13 protein-coding genes are annotated in these 15487 nt (G+C 68.5%); 9 read left to right on the top strand and 4 right to left on the bottom strand.

Translation table 11 applies throughout. The features are described from left to right. Positions 1-54: 54 nt before the first annotated feature. The 3 genes from pxpA to pxpB are packed head-to-tail and all read right to left on the bottom strand — an operon-like array spanning position 55 to position 2378. Positions 55-795 (bottom strand): 5-oxoprolinase subunit PxpA, encoded by a 741-nt coding sequence (gene pxpA, locus NH8B_RS18895; protein ID WP_014088678.1) that lies wholly within the window; start codon positions 793-795, stop codon positions 55-57. Further along, positions 785-1711, bottom strand: a complete 927-nt coding sequence (locus tag NH8B_RS18890) for a 5-oxoprolinase subunit C family protein (protein ID WP_014088677.1) — start codon at positions 1709-1711, stop codon at positions 785-787. The genes pxpA and NH8B_RS18890 overlap by 11 nt, the downstream gene beginning before the upstream one ends. Continuing rightward, positions 1704-2378: a 5-oxoprolinase subunit PxpB gene (gene pxpB, locus NH8B_RS18885; RefSeq protein WP_014088676.1), complete on the bottom strand. Its 675-nt coding sequence runs from the start codon at positions 2376-2378 to the stop codon at positions 1704-1706. The genes NH8B_RS18890 and pxpB overlap by 8 nt, the downstream gene beginning before the upstream one ends. Before the next feature lie 214 nt (positions 2379-2592). Here pxpB and NH8B_RS18880 point away from each other — a divergent pair, with 214 nt between their 5' ends. Then, positions 2593-3102 carry a winged helix DNA-binding protein gene (locus tag NH8B_RS18880; RefSeq protein ID WP_014088675.1) on the top strand — a complete coding sequence of 170 codons (510 nt, stop codon included), beginning with the start codon at positions 2593-2595 and terminating at the stop codon, positions 3100-3102. A gap of 199 nt (positions 3103-3301) precedes the next feature. Here NH8B_RS18880 and NH8B_RS18875 read toward each other — a convergent pair whose 3' ends face one another. Further along, positions 3302-4162: an MBL fold metallo-hydrolase gene (locus NH8B_RS18875; protein ID WP_014088674.1), complete on the bottom strand. Its 861-nt coding sequence runs from the start codon at positions 4160-4162 to the stop codon at positions 3302-3304. 104 nt (positions 4163-4266) lie between these two features. Here NH8B_RS18875 and NH8B_RS18870 point away from each other — a divergent pair, with 104 nt between their 5' ends. From NH8B_RS18870 to lpdA, 8 genes are all read left to right on the top strand, one after another. Beyond that, complete coding sequence (locus NH8B_RS18870; protein ID WP_014088673.1) at positions 4267-4608, top strand: ArsR/SmtB family transcription factor; 342 nt, start codon at positions 4267-4269, stop codon at positions 4606-4608. Further along, positions 4605-5033 (top strand): YeeE/YedE family protein, encoded by a 429-nt coding sequence (locus NH8B_RS18865; RefSeq protein WP_008952065.1) that lies wholly within the window; start codon positions 4605-4607, stop codon positions 5031-5033. The genes NH8B_RS18870 and NH8B_RS18865 overlap by 4 nt, the downstream gene beginning before the upstream one ends. A 9-nt stretch (positions 5034-5042) precedes the next feature. Beyond that, positions 5043-5459 carry a DUF6691 family protein gene (locus NH8B_RS18860; RefSeq protein ID WP_014088672.1) on the top strand — a complete coding sequence of 139 codons (417 nt, stop codon included), beginning with the start codon at positions 5043-5045 and terminating at the stop codon, positions 5457-5459. Next, positions 5456-7126 (top strand): SulP family inorganic anion transporter, encoded by a 1671-nt coding sequence (locus NH8B_RS18855; RefSeq protein ID WP_014088671.1) that lies wholly within the window; start codon positions 5456-5458, stop codon positions 7124-7126. The genes NH8B_RS18860 and NH8B_RS18855 overlap by 4 nt, the downstream gene beginning before the upstream one ends. 56 nt (positions 7127-7182) lie before the next feature. Then, on the top strand, positions 7183-8622 hold the full coding sequence (locus tag NH8B_RS18850) for a M48 family metalloprotease (protein WP_014088670.1): 1440 nt from the start codon (positions 7183-7185) through the stop codon (positions 8620-8622). Positions 8623-8917: 295 nt separating this feature from the next. Further along, complete coding sequence (gene aceE / locus NH8B_RS18845; protein WP_014088669.1) at positions 8918-11584, top strand: pyruvate dehydrogenase (acetyl-transferring), homodimeric type; 2667 nt, start codon at positions 8918-8920, stop codon at positions 11582-11584. A gap of 100 nt (positions 11585-11684) precedes the next feature. After that, on the top strand, positions 11685-13304 hold the full coding sequence (gene aceF, locus NH8B_RS18840; RefSeq protein ID WP_014088668.1) for a dihydrolipoyllysine-residue acetyltransferase: 1620 nt from the start codon (positions 11685-11687) through the stop codon (positions 13302-13304). A 198-nt stretch (positions 13305-13502) separates the two neighbouring features. After that, the gene (gene lpdA / locus NH8B_RS18835; protein WP_014088667.1) at positions 13503-15272 is read left to right on the top strand and encodes a dihydrolipoyl dehydrogenase; all 1770 of its coding nucleotides are present in this window, start codon (positions 13503-13505) and stop codon (positions 15270-15272) included. Positions 15273-15487: the final 215 nt, after the last annotated feature.

Below are 15487 nucleotides of genomic sequence, written 5' to 3'. Positions count from 1 at the left end.
GTTATCCGGTGCCGGGCGGGGGCTTCGGCCAACCTCGCCCGGGGCGCACAGGCTTCAGCCCGGCGCGCGCAGGGTCAGGCCGCGTGCCAGCAGCTCGCGCCGCAGCCGCCGGGCGAAGGCCACGGCGTGGGCGCCGTCGCCGTGCAGGCAGACGGTGTCGGCACGCAGCGCGACGCGGCTGCCGTCGAGCGCGGTGACGCGGCCCTCGGTAATCATCTGCAGCGTCTGCGCCAACGCCTCATCCTCGTCCTCGATCAGCGCGCCGGGCGTGCCGCGTGGCGCCAGGCTGCCGTCCGCCTGGTAGGCGCGGTCGGCGAACACCTCGTCCAGCGCGCGCAGCCCGGCGCCGCGCGCTTGGCGCACCAGCTCGCTGCCGGCGAGGCCGACCACCGCCAGCGCCGGGTCGGCGGCCTGCACCGCGCGCACGATGGCCGCCGCCAGCTGCGGGTCGCGCGCCGCCTGGTTGTAGAGCGCGCCGTGCGGCTTGACGTGGGACAGGCGCACGCCTTCGCCGCGGGCGATCGCCTGCAGCGCGCCGATCTGGTACAGCACGCCGCTGTAGACGGTGTCGGGCGGCAGCTGCATCGTGCTGCGGCCGAAGTGCTCGCGATCGGGAAAGCTCGGGTGCGCGCCCACCGCCACGCCGCGCGCCTTGGCGGCCTGCACCGCGGCACGCATGGCGGCGGCGTCGCCGGCGTGCCAGCCGCAGGCGATGTTGGCCGAGCTGACGCAATCCAGGATCGCCGCGTCGTCGCCGCAGCCCTCGCCGAGATCGGCGTTCAGGTCAATGTCCATAGGCACTCCAGTTGAAACGGTTCAGTTGATAGCGCTGCTGCCGCAGGGCGTGGCGCGCTTCGGCCAACGTGGTGGGCACGAAGTGCAGTTCGGCGCCGGGGCGGGCCTGCGCCAGCTTCCACAGGTCGGCCTCGATCACCGTGGCGATGCGCGGGTAGCCGCCGCTGGTCTGGGCGTCGGCCAGCAGCACGATGGGCTGGCCGCCGGGCGGTACCTGCACCACGCCGGGCAGCACGCCGTGCGACAGCAGTTCGTGGCGTGCCGTGCGTTCCAGTGCCGGGCCGGCCAGGCGGTAGCCCATGCGGTTGCTCTGCGGCGTGACGCTCCAGGGCTTGGTCCACAAGGCGTCCTGTGCGGCGGCGGAGAATTCGTCGTATTCCGGGCCGGGCAGGGCGCGGATTTCCGGTGTCCAGTGCGGCGGGCGGCTGCCCGCCCGGCCTTCGAGCGCCACCGGTGCGCCCAGCGGCAGGCGGTCGCCGGCCTGCAGCGCGCGGCCCGCGAAGCCGCCGAAGCCGGCGGCGAGGTCGGTGGCGCGCGCCCCCAGTACCTCGGGCACGGCGATGCCGCCGTCCACCGCCAGGTAGGCGCGCATGCCGTGATGGCAGCCGCGCAGCTGCAGCACCTGGCCGGCGCGCACCGCCTGGCGCCAGCCGCACCACACCGGCGCGCCGTCCAGCGTGGCGTCGAAGTCGGCGCCGGTGAGTGCCAGCCAGCCGTCGCGCAAAAAGCGCAGCTGCACCGGCCCGAGCACGATTTCCAGCCCGGCCGCCCCTTCCGGGTTGCCGACCAGGCGGTTGGCCATCCTCAGTGCCGGCATGTCGAGCGCGCCGCCCTGGCCGATGCCGAGGTGGCGCAGGCCGTGGCGCCCCAGATCCTGCACCGTGGTTTGAACGCCGGGACGCAGAATCTCAAGCATGGTGGGCCTCCTCCGGGGCGAAGCGCACGATATCGCCCGGCAGCAGCAGCGTGGGCGGATCGCGCCGCGGGTCGAACAGCGTCAGTTCGGTGCGGCCGATGAGATGCCAGCCGCCGGGGGCGGCGGCGGGGTAGATGCCGGTCTGGCTGCCGCCGATGGCGACCGAGCCCGCCGGCACCGCCAGGCGCGGTTCGGCGCGGCGCGGGGTGGCGAGCGCCGCGGGCAGGCCGCCGAGATAGGCGAAGCCGGGCTGGAAGCCGAGGAAGAACACGATGTAGTCGGCGCCGCTGTGGCGGGCGATGACTTCGTCCGGGCTGAGCCCGGTGTGGCGCGCGACGTCGTCGAGGTCGGGGCCGGCGACGCCGCCGTAGCGTACCGGGATGAGCACTTCGCGCGGGGTGAAGCTGGCCTCGTCGGCCCCGCGCCAGAGCTGTTCCAGCTCGGCCAGTATGGTCGTGCCGTCGCTGGCCAGCGGGTCGAACACCACGGTCAGGTTGTTCATGCCCGGCACGATGTCCATCAGCTCGGTGCGGCCACGCAGCTGGTTCGCCAGCCACCAGATGCGGCGCTGGCAGGCGAGTTCGGCCGGGGCGTCGACAGCCAGCACGGCCGCGCGCTCCCCCAGCAGGTAGAAGCGGGCTTCTCCTGGCTTCAAGGCGTTCTCCATTTGCAGTCATGCCCCGGCGGTGGTGCCGGGGTCGTTGTCGGTGTTGTTGGTGAGAACATAAAAATTTGCCGCCATGACGTCAATAAATTATCGATAATTTGTATTTGATGTGGCGATGATGTGTTGTGTTTCTGTAATCGTGCGGGGGCGCTGACGGCGGCAGGGAAGGGCGGGCTTGCTATACTGGCGGCCTTATCCCTATGGGCCACCGTCCATGAGCACGCATCTGAACATCGTTTCGTCTTCCCTCTTGGTGTCCGAGCGCAGCGTCGAGCTGTCCGAGTTCGAGTTCGGCCTGATCGTGGTCAACAACGCCTTCAACCGCTGGATGGTGCGCTGCATGACGGCGGCAGGCGAAAAGGACATGACGGCGCTGGAGGTGTCGCTGGTCCACCACGTCAACCACCGTGGCCGCAAGAAGAAGCTGGCGGACATCTGCTTCGTGCTGAACATCGAGGACACGCACGTGGTGTCGTACGCGCTGAAGAAACTGGTGCGGATGGGCTACGTGGAGAGCGAGAAGAGCGGCAAGGAGGTGTTCTTCTCCACTACCGAGGCCGGCAGGGCCTTGTGCGAGCGCTACCGCGAGGTGCGCGAGCAGTGTCTGATCGACGCGCTGGTGGAAAGCGGCACGCCGAACGCCGACATCGGCGAGACCGCCGAACTGTTGCGCGTGCTGTCAGGCTTGTACGATCAGGCCTCGCGCGCCGGCGCCTCGTTGTGAGCCCGATTCATTAGGCGGCTGCGCCTTCACATCTTGAGCGCCGGCAGTACTGCGTGCGAATTTTCAATTCGCCCAGCGATCAGGAATCCTCATGTACTCCGTGACCATTCCGGTTCCTGTGCGCTGGCGGCGCTCAACCAGTTTTGGCTCGCTCGCCTACTGAACCAGGCTGGGGGGCGATATTCCTAGTCTGTGGCGTTTACAGCCGGTTGAGCGGAATCTTCAGGTACGCGTAGCCGTCGGATTCGGCCGGCGGCAGCTGGCCGGCGCGGATGTTGACCTGCACCGACGGCAGGATCAGCAGCGGCATCTCCAGCGTGGCGTCGCGCGCCTCGCGCATGGCGACGAAGTCGGCCTCGCCGATGCCGTCGTGCAGGTGGATGTTGTGCGCGCGCTGCTCGGCCACGGTGGTTTCCCAGCGCGGCGCGCGCCCCTCGGGCGGGTAGTCGTGACACATGAACAGCCGCGTCTCGCCCGGCAGGTCGAGCAGGCGCCGCACCGAGCGGTACAGCGTGGCGGCGTCGCCGCCGGGAAAATCGCAGCGCGCCGAGCCGACGTCGGGCATGAACAGGGTGTCGCCGACGAATACCGCGTCACCGATCTGGTAGGCGATGTCGGCCGGGGTGTGGCCGGGCACGGCCAGCGCGCGCGCCTCCAGCGTGCCGATCATGAAGCGCTCGTCGTCGTGCAGCAGCACGTCGAACTGGCTGCCGTCGGTGCGGAACTCCTCTCCCAGATGAAAAATACCCTTGAAGATGCGCTGCACCGCGGGAATGCCGGCGCCGATGGCGATGCGCCCGCCCAGCGTGTCGCGCAGCAGCGCGGCGGCGGAGAGGTGGTCGGCGTGGGCGTGGGTTTCCAGGATCCAGTCGACGCGCAGGCGGTGCGCCGTCACGAACTCGCGGATACGCCCGGCCGACACGGTGCCGGTGCGCCCGGCCTTGGCGTCGTAGTCGAGCACCGGGTCGATGATGGCGGCGTGGCCGCCGGGCTGGTCGTACACCACGTAGGAAATGGTGTGCGTGGCGGGGTCGTAGAACGCTTCGATCTGGGCGGACATGGTCTACCTCGTGACAGGAGTGGTGTTGATCGACACTATATTGATTAACGATATATAAATCAATATAATGAAGTCAACCGCAAGTCTCATTAAAGAGAGTATGGATGATGGATTTATCGCTACTGCGTGAAAATGCTGGCAAGGCCTCGGCGCTGCTGCGCAGCCTGGCCAACGAGGACCGGCTGCTGCTGCTGTGCCAGCTGGTGGACGGCGAGAAGACGGTGTCGGAACTGGAGCGCCTCACCGGCATCCGCCAGCCCACGCTGTCGCAGCAGCTCGGCGTGCTGCGCAACGAGGGGCTGGTGGCCACCCGGCGCGAGGGCAAGTGGATCTACTACCGCATCGCCAGCAACGAGGCGCTGGTATTGCTGGACGCGCTGCACGCGCTGTTCTGTAGCGACGCCACGGCGCCGGCGGCGGATTCGACCGAGGAGGAGACGGCATGATCGACTGGAACCACTTCACCCCGCTGGCGTCGCTCGCCGGCGGCGTGCTGATCGGCCTGGCGGCGAGCTGGCTGGTGCTCGCCAACGGCCGCATCGCCGGCATCAGCGGCCTGCTGGGCGGGCTGGTGGACCGCGCCGCCGACTGGCGCCCGCGCGCCGCCTTCATCGCCGGGCTGGTGCTGGCGCCGCTGCTCTACCGCGTGCTGGCGGGCGGCCTGCCTTCGGCCAACGTCACGGCCGCGTGGCCGCAGCTGGCGCTGGCCGGGCTGCTGGTCGGGGTCGGCACGCGCTACGCCTCGGGCTGCACCAGCGGCCACGGCGTGTGCGGGCTGGCGCGGCTGAGCCCGCGTTCGCTGGTGGCCACGCTGAGCTTCATGGCGGCGGGCTTCGTCACGGTGTATGTGCTGCGCCACGTTCTGGCCTGAGGGGGAGACATGAAAACACTATCGGCATTGCTGGCCGGACTGGTCTTCGGGCTCGGCCTGATCATCTCGGGCATGGCCAATCCGGCCAAGGTGCAGGGCTTCCTCGATCTGGCCGGCGCCTGGGACCCGAGCCTGGCGCTGGTGATGGCGGGCGCCATCGGCGCGGCCTTCCTGCCGTTCCGGCTGGCCGGCCAGCGCAAGAAGAGCTGGCTGGGCGAGCCCTTGCACCTGCCGGGCACGCGCGAGATCACGCCGCGCCTGGTGCTGGGCAGCCTGCTGTTCGGCATCGGCTGGGGCTTGGCCGGGCTGTGCCCGGGCCCGGCGCTGGTGTTGCTGGGGACGCTGTCGGGGCCGGCGCTGGTGTTCGTCTCGGCGATGCTGGCCGGCATGGAGCTGTTCCGCCTGCTGCAACACAAGCGGGCATGACGGCCTGGCTGCCCGGCTGGCTGCGCCATTACCGCCGCGCCTGGCTGCCCGGCGACGCCGTGGCCGGGGTGGTGGTGGCGCTGCTGCTGGTGCCGCAGGGCCTCGCCTACGCGCTGGTGGCCGGGCTGCCGGCCGAGGCCGGGCTCTACGCCAGCCTGCCGCCCTTGCTGCTGTACGGTCTGATTGGCAGGAGCCACGCGCAATCGGTCGGGCCGATGGCGCTGACCTCGCTGCTGGCGGCGGCGACGTTGTCGCGCCTGGCCGCGCCGGGCAGCACGGAGTACCTGGCGCTGGCGGTGTGGCTGGCGCTGTTGTCCGGGGCGATGCTGGTCGCGCTCGGGGCGGCGCGGCTCGGCTTCCTCGCCGATTTTCTCTCGACGCCGGTGCTGGCGGCGTTCACCTCGGCCTCGGCGCTGCTGATCGTGCTGGCGCAACTGGCGCCGCTGCTCGGGCTGCACGGCGGCGGTGCCGCGCTGCCGGCGCTGTTGGCGGCCGTGCTGGACGGCTGGCAACGCTTCAACCCGTTGGCGCTGGGCGTGGGCGCGCTGGCCCTGCTGTGGCTGGCCGGGGCACGGCGCCTGCTGCCGCCGGCGCTGGCGCGCGCCGCGCCGGTGCTGGCGGTGCTGCTGGGCATCGTGGCGGTGCGCGAGGCCGGCTGGGCCACGCGGCTGCCGGTGGTGGGCGCGGTGCCCGCCGGGCTGCCCGCGTTGTCGCTGCCGCTGCTGCCCTGGGAGCGGCTCGCCGAACTGATGCTGCCGGCCTTCTTCATGGCGCTGATCAACTACGTGCAGAGCCTGTCGGTGGCGCAGCTGTTGGCCGAACCCCGCCACGAGCGGGTGGAGCCGGACCGCGAACTGCTCGCGCTCGGCGTGTGCAACCTCGGCGCCGGGCTGTTCGGCGGCTTTCCGGTCACCGGCGGCCTGAGCCGCTCGCTGGTCAACGCCGCCGCCGGGGCGCACAGTCCGCTGGCGTCGTGGATCAGCGCCGGCGGTATCGCGCTGGTGCTGCTGTTCGCCGGAGCCGCGCTGTCCAGCCTGCCGCTCGCGGTGCTGGCCGCCACCATCGTCGTGGCGGTCTACCCCAGCATCGGTTTTGGCGCCTTGCGCCAGGCCTGGCGCGCCGACCGCGCCGACGCCGTGGCGTTCGCGCTGACCTTCGCGCTGGTGCTGCTGCTCGGCGTCGAGAGCGGCATCGTCGCCGGGGTGCTGGTGTCGCTGGGCGCCTGGCTGTGGCGCAGCAGCCGGCCGCACATGGCCGAGGTGGGGCGGCTGCCGGGCACCCAGCACTACCGCAACGTCACGCGCTTTGCCACCGAGACGCTGCCCGGCGTGCTGTTCCTGCGCGTCGACGAGAGCCTATACTTCGGCAACGCCCGGCTGGTGCGCGACACCGTGCTCGAGCGCCTCGCCGAGCGGCCGCAGCTGAGCACGCTGGTGCTGATCATGAGCGCGGTCAACCGCCTCGACGCCAGTGCCGTGGCGATGCTGCAGTGGCTCGACGACAGCCTGGCGCTACGCGGCGTGACGCTGGCGCTGGCCGAGGTCAAGGGACCGGTGGGCACGGTGCTGGCGCGTGCCGGCCTGCTCGAGCGTTTCGCCGGGCGCCACTTCCTCTCCACCGACCAGGCCTGGCGCCACTACGCGCCGCCACCGGATTTTCATATCTGAAACACGGCGCACGCCGGCTGCAACTTTGCGCCGGCGATGGGTATCATAGGCTGGACATGAAAACCGTCCTCACCGCCGCCGCGCTGGCCCTGGCCCTGTCCGGCACCGTCTCCGCCCAGATCGACCTGCCCGAGCTGGGCGACGCCTCGTCCGCCTCGTTCAGCCCGAGCCAGGAAGCGGCGGTCGGGCGCGACGTGATGAACCGCCTGCGCGAATCCGGCGAAACCCTGGACGACGCCGACGTCTCCGCCTACCTGCAGGAACTGGGCGGGCGGCTGGGCCAGGCGGCGCAGGCGCCGGATCTGAACTTCTCGTTCTTCGCCGTCAACGACCGCAGCATCAACGCCTTCGCCATGCCCGGCGGCTACATCGGCGTGCACTCCGGGCTGGTGCTGACGACGCAGAGCGAGGCCGAGCTGGCCTCGGTGCTGGCGCACGAGATCGCCCACGCCAGCCAGCACCACCTGGCGCGCCTCAAGGCCGCCAGCGCGCCCAACCAGCTGTGGCTGCTGGCGGCGCTGTTGGCCGGGGTGCTGGCCTCGCGCGCCGGCAACTCCGACGCCGCCTTTGGCGCCATCAACGCCGGCATCGGCCTGTCGGTGTCGAGCGAGCTCGCCTACACGCGCGATTTCGAACGCGAGGCCGACCGCCTCGGCATGCAGTACCTCGCCGCCGCCGGCTTCGACGCGCGCGCCATGCCGTCTTTCTTCCAGCGCATGCAGCAGAGCAATCGCTTCAACGACAACAACGCGCTGGCCTTCCTGCGCTCGCACCCGGTCACCGGCGAGCGCATCAGCGAAGCGCAGGACCGCGCGCTGGCCTTTCCGCTCAGGATGCACGCCGACAGCACCGCCTACCTGCTGGTGCGGGAGAAACTGCGGCTGGCAACGCTGGGGCGCGAAGAGGCGCTGCGCTATTACCAGGCCAGGCTGAAGAGCCGCCAGTTCCTCAGCGAGGGCGCGCAGTGGTACGGCCTGTCGCTGGCGCGGCTCGCCGCCTCCCAGCCCGGTCCGGCGCGCGAGGCGCTGGCCGAGGCGCGCCGGCGCCTGCCGGCCAGCCCGCTGCTGTTCGGCCAGGAGGCCGCCATCGAGCGCGCCGAGCGCAACTGGACGGCGGCGCTGGACGCCTACCGGCGCGGCCTGGCGGCCTTCCCCGGCTACGGCCCGCTGCGCTACGGCGAGATCGACACCCTGCTCGACAGCGGCCAGCGCGAGGTTGCACTGACGCGGCTGCGCGGCGAACTCAACCGCTATCCCTCCGAACCCGCGCTGTACCGGCGCCAGGCCGCCGTCTACGCCGACCGGGACAAGCTGCGCTACCACGCCGCCTTGGGTCAGGCGTTCTATTACGAGCAGCGCTACGAGGCGGCGCTGGAGCAATTCCAGTACGCCAGCCAGGCCCCGGGCGACGATTTCTACCTGCGCTCCTCGATCGAGGCGCGCATCCGCGAACTGCAGAACCGGCTCAAGGAAGAACGCCGCCAGGCGCGCAGTTGAGCCAGCCGCGGCCGTCCCCCGGCCAGGAATCGCAAAAAAACAACATCGTGCATCGCAGCAATTCAACTCGATCCGCATAATTTGCAGGAAATCACTGATTGCCTATTCCTTTCCGAACAGGGCAAGCTTTACACTGCGAAACTGATGAACAAACTGTTCGAAAATGAAAATTTCGATTCTGTTAATGTTCATTTTCAAACCAACCCCGGCGAAGTCGATTCATTCCTGAGCCGGGTGACGACACAGCGGGATCGGTCCCGACCGGTACCCAGAAAACCAGATGTGAGGATGAGAGATGGCTGCAACCTTCCCTGACGATATCGATCCGTTGGAGACGAAAGAGTGGCTGGATGCACTGCAATCGGTACTCGAGAACGAAGGTATCGAACGTGCCCAGTACCTGCTTGAGCATCTGGTCGAACGCTCCCGCGACGGTGGCGTCGATCTGACGCTGGGGTCCACCACCCCCTACGTGAATACCGTATCCCTTGACCGCCAGGCGCCGCTCGCCGGCGACCCAGCCGTGGAAGAGCGCCTGCGCAACATCGTGCGCTGGAACGCGCTGGCCACCGTGGTCAAGGCCAACAAGGGCAACGACATGGGCCTGGGTGGCCACATCGCCTCGTTCCAGTCCGCCTCCACGCTGTACGAAACCGGCTTCAACCATTTCTGGCACGCCCCGAGCGACGGCCACGGCGGCGACCTGGTGTACGTGCAGGGCCACTCGGCACCGGGCATCTACTCGCGCGCCTTCCTGGAAGGCCGCCTGTCCGAAGACCAGATGCTCAACTTCCGCCAGGAAGTGGACGGCCATGGCCTGTCCTCCTACCCGCACCCGTGGCTGATGCCGACCTTCTGGCAGTTCCCGACCGTGTCGATGGGCCTGGGCCCGCTGATGGCCATCTACCAGGCGCGCTTCATGAAGTACCTGGACGACCGCGGTCTGGCCAACACCAAGAACCGCAAGATCTGGGTGTTCTGTGGCGACGGCGAGATGGACGAGCCGGAATCGCTGGGCGCCATGGGCGTGGCCGCGCGTGAAGGCCTCGACAACCTGGTGTTCGTGATCAACTGCAACCTGCAGCGTCTGGACGGCCCGGTGCGCGGCAACGGCAAGATCATCCAGGAACTGGAAGGCGAATTCCAGGGTGCCGGCTGGAACGTGATCAAGGTGATCTGGGGCTCCAAGTGGGACGCCCTGCTGGCAAAGGACAAGACCGGCCTGCTGAAGAAACGCATGATGGAATGCGTGGACGGCGACTACCAGACCTTCAAGTCGAAGGACGGCGCCTACGTGCGCCAGTACTTCTTCGGCAAGTACCCGGAACTGCTGGAGCTGGTCGCCGACATGACCGACGACGAGGTCTGGGCGCTGAACCGTGGCGGCCACGATCCGCGCAAGGTGTACGCCGCCTACCACGACGCCTGCAACAACACCAACGGCAAGCCGACCGTGATCCTCGCCAAGACCATCAAGGGCGAGGGCATGGGGCACTCCGGCGAGGCGCAGAACACCGCGCACCAGACCAAGAAGATGGACATGGACTCCATCCGCCGCTTCCGCGACATCTACGGCATTCCGCTCAGCGACGAACAGCTGGAAAGCGTGCCGTTCTACAAGCCGGCCGACGACAGCGCCGAAATGCAGTACCTGCACGCCCGCCGCAAGGCGCTGGGCGGCTACCTGCCGGCGCGTAATCCGGTGAAGGAGCCGATGGCGATTCCGGAGCTGTCCGCCTTCGACGCCCTGCTGAAGGACTCCGGCGGCCGCGAGTTCTCCACCACCATGGCCTTCGTGCGCATGCTGGGCACCCTGGTCAAGGACAAGCAGATCGGCAAGCACATCGTGCCGATCGTGCCGGACGAATCGCGTACCTTCGGTATGGAAGGCATGTTCCGCCAGCTCGGCATCTGGAACACCTGGGGCCAGAACTACGTGCCGCAGGACCACGACCAGCTGATGTTCTACAAGGAATCGAAGGAAGGCCAGATCCTGCAGGAAGGCATCAACGAGCCGGGCGCGATGAGCTCCTGGATCGCCGCCGCCACCTCGTACGCCAACCACGGCGTGCCGATGATCCCGTTCTACATCTACTACTCGATGTTCGGCTTCCAGCGCGTCGGCGACCTGGCCTGGGCCGCCGGTGACCTGCGCGCCCGCGGCTTCCTCTTGGGCGGCACCGCCGGCCGTACCACGCTGAACGGCGAGGGCCTGCAGCACGAAGACGGCCACAGCCACATCCAGGCCGGCCTGATCCCGAACTGCGTGACCTACGACCCGACCTTCGCCTACGAAGTGGCGGTGATCGTGCAGGACGGTATGCGCCGCATGTACGTCGAGCAGCAGGACGTGTTCTATTACCTGACGGTGATGAACGAGAACTACGCGCATCCGGACATGCCGGCCGGCGCCGAAGCGGGCATCCTGAAGGGCCTGTACAAGTTCAAGTCGGTCGGCGACGGCGCGCTGCGCGTCAAGCTGATGGGCTCGGGTACCATCTTCAACGAAGTGATCGCCGCGGCCGACCTGTTGGCCAACGATTTCGGCATCGGCTCCGACATCTTCAGCGCCACCTCGTTCAACCAGCTGCGCCGCGAGGGCATGGAAGCCGCCCGCTGGAACCTGCTGCACCCGACCGAAGCGGCCAAGAAGCCGTACGTGACCGAAGTGCTGGAAGGTTTCGACGGCCCGACCATCGCCGCCACCGACTACATCCGCAACTACGCCGACCAGGTGCGCGAATACGTGCCGGGCCGCTACGTGGTGCTCGGCACCGACGGCTTCGGCCGCTCGGACAGCCGCCAGAAGCTGCGCGAGTTCTTCGAGGTGAACCGCTACTACGTCGCCGTCGCCGCGCTCAAGGCGCTGGCCGACGAGGGCAAGATCGGCGCCGACAAGGTGGCCGAGGCGATCGCCAAGTACGGCCTGAAAGCCGACAAGCAGCCTTCCTGGAAGGTGTAACCGGGGGAATGCGGGGGAGAGCACGGCTCTCCCCCTGCTCCGCGTACCGAATCGACGCGGGGCGTCGTGCTGACGTCCCGCCGCACTTGAGAAAGCAACCATGAGCAATCTCATCGAATTGAAAGTACCCGACATCGGCGGTCACGATAACGTCGACGTCATCGAACTGTTCATCCAGCCCGGCGCCACCGTGGCGCTGGACGACTCGCTGATCACGCTGGAAACCGACAAGGCCACCATGGAAGTCCCGGCCGCCGCCGCCGGCGTCGTCAAGCAGGTGCTGGTCAAGGTGGGCGACAAGGTCAGCGAAGGCAGCGTGATCGCGCTGGTGGAAGCCGCCGGCGCCGCTGCCGTCGCAGCCCCGGCCGCCGCTCCGGCGCCAGCCGCGGCTCCCGCTCCGTTAGCCGCCGCCGCACCCGCCGCGGCTCCGGTCGCCACCGGCCGCGTCGAGATCACCGTGCCGGACATCGGCGGCCACGCCGGCGTCGACGTCATCGAGGTGACGGTGAAGCCGGGCGACGTGATCGCCATCGACGATTCGCTGATCACGCTGGAAACCGACAAGGCCACCATGGAAGTGCCGGCCACCGCCGCCGGCAAGGTGCTGGAGGTGAAGGTCAAGGTGGGTGACAAGGTCAGCCAGGGCGACCTGATCGTGGTGGTGGAAGGCGCGGCTTCGGCCAACGTGGCGGCGGCTCCGGCTGCTGCTGCCGCCCCGGTTGCCGCCGCACCCGCCCCGGCTCCGGCTCCGGTTGCCGCCGCCGTGGCACCGGCCGCCAGCGCCAAGATCGACGAGGCCGCCTTCAGCAAGGCGCACGCCGGTCCGTCGGCACGCCGCTTCGCGCGCGAACTGGGCGTCGACCTGGGCAAGGTCCAGGGCTCCGGCCGCAAGGGCCGCATCGTCGAGGCCGACATCAAGGCCTACGTCAAGGGCGTGCTGAGCGCCCCGCCGGCCGCCGCCCCGGCCGCTGGCGGCAGCGGCGTGGGTCTCGACCTGCTGCCGTGGCCGAAGGTCGATTTCGCCAAGTTCGGCCCGATCGAAACCAAGCCGCTGAGCCGCATCCAGAAGATCTCCGGCGCCAACCTCAGCCGCAACTGGGTGATGATCCCGCACGTGACGTTCAACGACGAGTGCGACATCACCGAGCTGGAAGACTTCCGCAAGACCATCGGCAAGGAATGGGAAAAGTCCGGCCTGAAGATCAGCCCGCTGGCCTTCATCATCAAGGCCGCCGCCGAGGCGCTGAAGGCGTTCCCGACCTTCAACAGCTCGCTCGACGGCGACAACCTGGTGCTCAAGCAGTACTACCACATCGGCTTCGCCGCCGACACGCCGAACGGCCTGGTGGTCCCGGTGATCAAGAACGTCGATCAGAAGGGCATCAAGCAGATCGCCAAGGAACTGACCGATCTGTCGCTGCTGGCACGCGAAGGCAAGCTCAAGCCGACCGACATGCAGGGCGCCACCTTCACCATCTCCAGCCTGGGCGGCATCGGCGGTACCAGCTTCACGCCGATCGTCAACGCGCCGGAAGTGGCCATCCTCGGCGTCTGCAAGAGCCAGATCAAGCCGGTGTGGAACGGCAAGGACTTCGCGCCGCGCCTGATGTGCCCGCTGAGCCTGTCGTTCGACCACCGCGTGATCGACGGCGCCGCCGCGGCGCGCTTCACCGTGCACCTGGGCAAGCTGCTGTCCGACGTGCGCCGTCTGATCCTCTGAGTTCGCGGATAAATCGACCGCGCCGCCCAAGCCGCGTCCCGGATGCCCGCCGTACCGTTGTACGGCCGGGCCCCGCGACCCCGCCCTGGGCGGCTCGCCACGATTTCTGCGTCAGCTCCCTGGTTCACATGACGATGGGACGCCGCACCGGCGGGCCCATCCCACATTCCTCATTCCACGCTTAGGGATAGAAACTCCATGAGCAATCTGATCGAACTGAAAGTCCCGGACATCGGCGGCCACAGCAACGTGGACATCATCGAGGTGTTCGTCAAGGCCGGCGACGTGGTCGCGGTGGAAGACTCGCTGATCACGCTGGAAACCGACAAGGCCACCATGGAAGTGCCGGCCAGCCACGCCGGCAAGATCGTCGAGCTGAAGGTCGCCGTCGGCGGCAAGATCAGCGAAGGCGACGTGATCGCCATCGTCGAGGCGGTGAGTGCCGCAGCCGCCGCGCCGGCTCCGGCCGCTGCCGCGCCGCAAGCTGCCGCCCCGGTCGCCGCGCCGCAGGCCGCCAGCCACGCCGGCGGCGCCGACATCGAATGCGACGTGCTGGTGCTGGGCGCCGGCCCGGGGGGCTACTCCGCCGCCTTCCGCGCCGCCGACCTCGGCCTCAACGTGGTGCTGGTGGAACGCTACGCCACCCTGGGCGGCGTCTGCCTCAACGTCGGCTGCATCCCGTCGAAAGCCTTGCTGCACAACGCGGCGGTGATCGATGAGGTGAAGCACCTGGCCGCCAACGGCATCAAGTTCGCCGAGCCGGAAATCGACATCGACATGCTGCGCGGCTACAAGGAAAAGGTCATCGGCAAGCTCACCAGCGGCCTCGCCGGCATGGCCAAGGCGCGCAAGGTACAAGTGGTGCGCGGTGTCGGTTCCTTCCTCGACCCGCATCACCTGCAGGTGGAAACCACCGAAGGCGCGGGCCAGGCCAAGACCGGTGCCAAGCAGACCATCAAGTTCAAGAACGCCATCATCGCCGCCGGCAGCCGCGTGGTGAACCTGCCGTTCATCCCGCAGGACCCGCGCATCGTCGATTCCACCGGCGCGCTGGAACTGAAGGCCGTGCCGAAGAAAATGCTGATCATCGGCGGCGGCATCATCGGCCTGGAAATGGGCACGGTGTACTCCACGCTGGGCGCGCGCCTGGACGTGGTGGAAATGCTGGACGGCCTGATGCAGGGCGCCGACCGCGACCTGGTCAAGGTGTGGGAGAAGATGAACGCCCACCGCTTCGACAACATCATGACCAGCACCAAGACCGTGGCGGTCGCGGCCAAGGAAGACGGCATCTACGTCACGTTTGAAGGCGCCAAGGCCCCGGCCGAGCCGCAGCGCTACGACCTGGTGCTGGTGGCCGCCGGCCGCGCGCCGAACGGCAAGCTGATCGCGGCCGAGAACGCCGGTGTCGCCGTGACCGACCGCGGCTTCATCGAGGTCGACAAGCAGCAGCGCACCAACGTGCCGCACATCTACGCCATCGGCGACATCGTCGGCCAGCCGATGCTGGCGCACAAGGCGGTGCACGAGGCGCACGTGGCGGCGGAAAACTGCGCCGGCGGCAAGTCCTACTTCGACGCCCGCGTGATTCCGGGCGTGGCCTACACCGATCCGGAAGTGGCTTGGGTCGGCGTGACCGAGGAAATCGCCAAGCGCGACGGCATCAAGATCGAGAAGTCGGTATTCCCGTGGGCCGCCTCCGGCCGCGCCATCGCCAACGGCCGTGACGAAGGCTTCACCAAGCTGATCTTCGACGCCGAAACGCATCAGGTGATCGGCGGCGCCATCGTTGGCACCCACGCCGGCGACATGCTGGGTGAGATCTGCCTGGCGATCGAAATGGGCTGCGACGCCACCGACATCGGCAAGACCATCCACGCTCACCCCACCCTGGGCGAGAGCATCGGCATGGCCGCCGAAGTGGCGCACGGCACGTGTACCGACCTGCCGCCGCAGCGCAAGAAGTAAGCGTAGCGGCAGCAAAAGACAAAGCGGCGGGCCATCCCGCCGCTTTTGTTTTGGTCCTGCCGGAATGACGTGTTGAGAATCGCTCGGCGTACACGGCAAATCCACGCCGCTCTTGGGTTTCGGCAGATAGCCTGAAAGCGCGGGCGTTACGGAAGACGCAACAGGTCACGCCGACAGCGCCTTTAGTTTTGGTGGCGTGCGCCGTTGGCCAGAAC

Origin of the sequence: Pseudogulbenkiania sp. NH8B (assembly GCF_000283535.1) — a bacterium.
Taxonomy (GTDB): Bacteria; Pseudomonadota; Gammaproteobacteria; order Burkholderiales; family Chromobacteriaceae; genus Pseudogulbenkiania; species Pseudogulbenkiania ferrooxidans.
Note: the sequence above shows the minus strand (reverse complement) of the source record. Positions and strands in the feature narration are given on the sequence as shown.